Annotated in this window: 6 protein-coding genes; all 6 read left to right on the top strand. The window is 75.2% G+C overall.

The genetic code is table 11. The annotated features are described in order from the left end of the window. Window positions 1-17: 17 nt before the first annotated feature. The 6 genes from CKY47_RS06430 (at window position 18) to CKY47_RS06405 (ending at window position 4468) form a co-directional block, all read left to right on the top strand. Window positions 18-257 carry a phosphopantetheine-binding protein gene (locus CKY47_RS06430; RefSeq protein WP_306744722.1) on the top strand — a complete coding sequence of 80 codons (240 nt, stop codon included), beginning with the start codon at window positions 18-20 and terminating at the stop codon, window positions 255-257. Further along, the gene (locus CKY47_RS06425; protein ID WP_306744721.1) at window positions 254-1525 is read left to right on the top strand and encodes a beta-ketoacyl synthase N-terminal-like domain-containing protein; all 1272 of its coding nucleotides are present in this window, start codon (window positions 254-256) and stop codon (window positions 1523-1525) included. The genes CKY47_RS06430 and CKY47_RS06425 overlap by 4 nt, the downstream gene beginning before the upstream one ends. Next, window positions 1522-2310, top strand: a complete 789-nt coding sequence (locus CKY47_RS06420) for a thioesterase II family protein (protein WP_306744720.1) — start codon at window positions 1522-1524, stop codon at window positions 2308-2310. The genes CKY47_RS06425 and CKY47_RS06420 overlap by 4 nt, the downstream gene beginning before the upstream one ends. Window positions 2311-2356: 46 nt before the next feature. Next, complete coding sequence (locus tag CKY47_RS06415; protein ID WP_306744719.1) at window positions 2357-2767, top strand: nuclear transport factor 2 family protein; 411 nt, start codon at window positions 2357-2359, stop codon at window positions 2765-2767. A gap of 26 nt (window positions 2768-2793) precedes the next feature. Further along, a complete protein-coding gene (locus CKY47_RS06410) occupies window positions 2794-3195 on the top strand; it encodes a DUF3224 domain-containing protein (protein ID WP_306744718.1) in 402 nt (133 codons plus the stop codon). A 61-nt stretch (window positions 3196-3256) separates the two neighbouring features. Beyond that, entirely contained in the window at window positions 3257-4468 is a 1212-nt protein-coding gene (locus tag CKY47_RS06405; RefSeq protein WP_306744717.1) for a cytochrome P450, read from the top strand. Window positions 4469-4493 lie beyond the last annotated feature (25 nt).

Here is a 4493-nt window from a genome sequence, read left to right as displayed (position 1 = left end):
ACCCCCGGAGGGACACCATGACCCACGACGAGATCTTCGCGGTGGTGCGGGACAACCTGCTCACCGTGGTGCCGGACATCCCGCGCGAGCGCGTCACCATCGACGCGGCGATGTCCGACCTGGGCGCGAACAGCATCGACCGGGCCGAGGTCGTCACCATGACCATGGAGCGACTGAACGTGGTCGTGCCGGTGATGGACTTCCAGCACGTGTCCGACATCCGCTCGCTGGTCGACCTGCTGGCGGAGCGGGTATGACCCCTCCCGGCACCCCCGTCCCGGTGATCACCGGGACGGGGGTGCGCTGCGCCGTCGCCGACGACGTGCCGACCTTCGCCGACCGGCTGCGCGCGGGCGCGCGCGGAGTGGTGCGGGTCGTGGACGACCTCGACGGCTCCCGCGCGGGCGCGCCCCTGCCACCGGTCGACCTGGCCGCCGCGCTGGTCGCGGCGCACGCCGACGACGGCGTGCGGGACCGGGCCCGGCGGGCCGCCCACCGCGCCCCGCCGGGTGTCCGGACCGCGGTGGCCACGGTCGCGCAGGCGTGGCGGGAAGCGGCCCTGGACCGCGCCCCGCTGCCCGCCGACCGGGTCGCCGTCGTGGTCGCCGGGCACAACCTGACCGGTGGCTACGCCGACGACGTGGCGCGCAAGCTGGCCGCCGACCCGGCGTTCGTCCCCGGTCGGGCCGCCCTGCACCTGATGGACACCGACCTGCTCGGCGTGCTCACCGAGGTGTTCGCGCTGCGCGGCGAGGGGCTGACCGCCGGCGGGGCGTCCGCCAGCGGGAACGTCGCCCTGATCACCGCGTCCCGGCTGCTCGCCTGCGACGCGGCCGACGCGGTGCTCGTCGTGGGACCCGTGGCGGACCCGTCCCGGCTGGAGCGGCAGGCCCTGGTCAACCTCGGCGCGGTGGCCGCCCTGGACGAGGGGGCGGACCCGGCGGCGCTGTGCCGGCCGTTCGACCGCGGGCACCGCGGGTTCGTGCCCGGCCAGGCGTGCGCGGCCGTGGTCCTGGAGCGGCCCGGGTCCGCCGAGCGCCGGGGCGCGCCCGCGCTGGCCGCCCTGGCCGGGCACGCGGCGCGCATGGCGGGCACGAGCCTCGCCCACCCGAGCGCGGACGACCAGGTGGAGGTGGTGACCGCCGCGCTCAAGGCGGCCGGCCTCGACCCGGCGGACGTCGACTACGTCAACGCCCACGCCACCGGCACCCCGCTGGGCGACCGCACCGAGGCCGGGACCCTGCTGCGCGTGTTCGGCGACGGGCCGCGCGTCAACGCCACCAAGGCGCTGACGGGGCACTGCCTGCACGCCGCCGGGGTGCTGGAGGCGGTGGCCGTGGTCGCGCAGCTGCGCGGCGGCTTCCTGCACCCCAACCCCAACCTGCGCGACCCCGTCGAACCGGGCCTGCGCTACACCGGCGACCGGGCCGAGGACGTGCGGGCGCGGGTCGCGCTGTCGAACGGGTTCGGGTTCGGCGGCGTCACCACGTCCCTGGTGATCACCGACCCGGAGGTGACGCGGTGACCGCGCCGTGGGTGCCCCGGGACGCCGGGGGAGCGGAGGCCCGGGTCCTGCTGCTGTGCTTCGCCCACGCGGGCGGCGGCACGACCGGGTTCCGGCCGTGGCGGGAGCCGCTGGGCCCGGAGGTCGCGGTGTGGCCGGTGCTGCTGCCGGGCCGCGAGTCCCGGCTGCGCGAACCCGCGCACCGCCGGATGGCCACGCTGGTGCCCGAACTGGTGGACGCCCTCGCCCCGGCGCTGGACCGGCCGTACGCCCTGTTCGGGCACAGCACCGGCGCGGTCGTGGCCTACGAGGCGGCCCGCGCGCTGGTGGCGCGGGGCGTCGACCCGCCGGTCCGGCTGTTCGCGTCCGGCCGCCGCGCGCCGCACCTGCCCGCCCGCCACGGGCCGCGCCACGACCTGCCCGAGGCCGCGTTCCTGACCGCCCTCGCCGGCCTCGGCGGCACCGCCCCCGAACTGCTCGCGGAACCCGGCCTGGCGCGCCTGTTCGTGCCCGCCCTGCGCGCCGACTTCGAGCTGAACGAGACCTACGTCCCGCTGCCCGGACCGGCGCTGACCTGCCCGGTGTCGGCCATGACCGGCGACGCCGACCCGGAGGCGCACGTGGACGAGCTGGCCGCGTGGCGCGACGTCACGCGCGGCGCGTTCAGCCTCCGCACGTTCGCCGGGGACCACTTCTACCTGCGGGGCGCGCCGCCCGCGCTGATGCGGGCCGTGCGGGAGGACCTGCTGGGCCGAAGCGCTCAACAGTGCGCAGACGGGGCCCGGAACCGCGTGCCAACCTCCTGAGCGCCCCCGCAGTCGGGGGGTGCCCACCGCGCGAGGAGGACCCACCGTGGCCGACCTGGACCTGTCCCGAGTCCACCCGCTGTTCGCCCGGCAGATCGAGTGCCTGCAGAACGCGGACATCGCCGGTCTCGTCGAGACCTACCACCCCGAGGCGGTCGTGGTCCGCTTCCAGGGCGTGCTCAACGGCATCGACGAGATCCGCGAGACCTTCGGCCGGTACATGGACATCGCCGCGAAGTACGAGGAACTGCTGGAGTACACCCACACCGAGGACACCATCTTCGTGCGCGCCCACATGAGCGTGCGCGGCGAGCGCGAACTCGGCTTCGGCGCCTACGTGCTGCGCGACGGGTTGATCTGGCGGCAGGTCGCCGGGATCGAGGGCGGCATGCGGAACTGGTTCGCCGAGTCCGCCCAGGCGGCCGAATCCACCGAGACGGCGGGCTCCGCTCCCTGACCGGCACTTCGAGTAGGAGGAACATCATGGGCTTCACCGCGACCGGTGACCTGTTGCTGCGCAGCTGGGACGAGACCACGTTCTCCGAGGAGGACGGGATCAAGCTGACCCGCTCCACGATCCGCTACGTCTTCGAGGGCGACGTCGAGGGCAGCGGGCTCAAGGAGTACGTCATGGCCTACCGCAGCGACGAGTCCACGACGTTCGTCGGCCTGGAGCACGTGGTCGGCCGCATCGGCGACCGCAAGGGCACGTTCGTGCTCCACCACACCGGCGAGCTGGACGGCGAGCAGGCGACCGTCGAGTTCACGGTCGTGCCGGGCTCCGGCACCGGGGGGCTGGCCGGCCTGACCGGCAAGGGCGGCTTCGTGGCGAAGCACTCCGACAGCGGCAACGCCGCCTACCGGTTCGACTACGACTTCGAGTGACCGGGCGCGGCGGGCGTGGTCGCGCGCCACGCCCGCCCGTCCCCGTGGAGGAGAGGCACCCATGGACCCGGCTCCCGCACCCGGCGCGCCGGTGGTGGCCGAGCGCTACCCCATCCCGCGCAGCCGCCCGACGCACCCGGCGGAGGAGTACGCCGAGCTGCGCGCCCACGCCCCGATCAGCCGCTCGCGCCTGGACTTCGACGGCAGCGACGTCTGGCTGGTCACGCGGCACGCCGACGCGTGCGCGGTGCTGGCCGACCCCCGCTTCAGCTCCGACTTCTCCCGCCCCGGCTTCCCCGCCCGGATGACCGTGCGCCCGCCGGGCCCCGGCACGTTCATCCGCATGGACGCCCCCGACCACACCCGGCTGCGGCGCGCGGTGCTGGAGGAGTTCCGGCCCCGGCGGGTCGAGGAGATGCGCCCGGCCATCACGACGATCGTCGACGACCTGGTGTCGGCCATGCTGGCCGGCCCGTCGCCCGCCGACCTGGTGCAGGCCCTCGCGCTGCCCCTGCCGACGCTGGTGATCTGCGAGCTGCTCGGCGTGCCCTACGACGACCGGGGGTTCTTCCAGGACCGCACCGCGGTCATCGGCGACCAGGAGGCGTCGCCCGCCGCCCGGCAGGTCGTGCGCGACGAGCTGCGCGAGTACCTGGACCGGCTGGTCACCGACAAGCACGCCGCCGGGACCGACGACCTGCTGGGCAGGATGTCGCGCGACCGGGACCGCAGCGGCCTGACCCACGACGAGGTCGTCGGCGTCGCCACCCTGCTGATGATCGCCGGGTTCGAGACCATCGCGAACCAGATCGGCGTCGGCACGCTGCTGCTGCTGACCCACCCCGACCAGTTCGCCCGCCTGCGCGCGGAACCCGGGCTCGTCGTCCCCGCGGTGGAGGAGCTGGCGCGCCACCAGACGGTCATCGACTACGGCCTGCGCCGCGTGGCCACCGAGGACGTCGTCGTCGGCGGCACGACCATCCGCGCCGGCGAGGGCGTCGTGGTGGTCCTGTCCTCGGCCAACCGCGACGCCGAGGTCTACCCCGACCCGGACCGGTTCGACATCACCCGCGACGTGCGCGGCCACCTGGCCTTCGGGTTCGGGCTGCACCAGTGCCTCGGCCAGCTGCTGGCCCGGCTCCAGCTCGGCCTGCTCTGGACGACTCTGGCCGAGCGCGCCCCGGGCCTGCGGCTGGCCGTCGACCTCGACGAGGTCCCCTTCCGAACCGACATGTTCGTCCACGGGGTGCACAGCCTCCCCGTCACCTGGTAGCACCCCGTACCCGGCAGCACCGAGG

Source organism: Saccharothrix longispora (genome assembly GCF_030852425.1).
Taxonomy (GTDB): Bacteria; Actinomycetota; Actinomycetes; order Mycobacteriales; family Pseudonocardiaceae; genus Actinosynnema; species Actinosynnema longispora.
The sequence above is the reverse complement of the archived record's forward strand: the minus strand, read 5'-3'. Positions and strand labels throughout refer to the sequence as shown.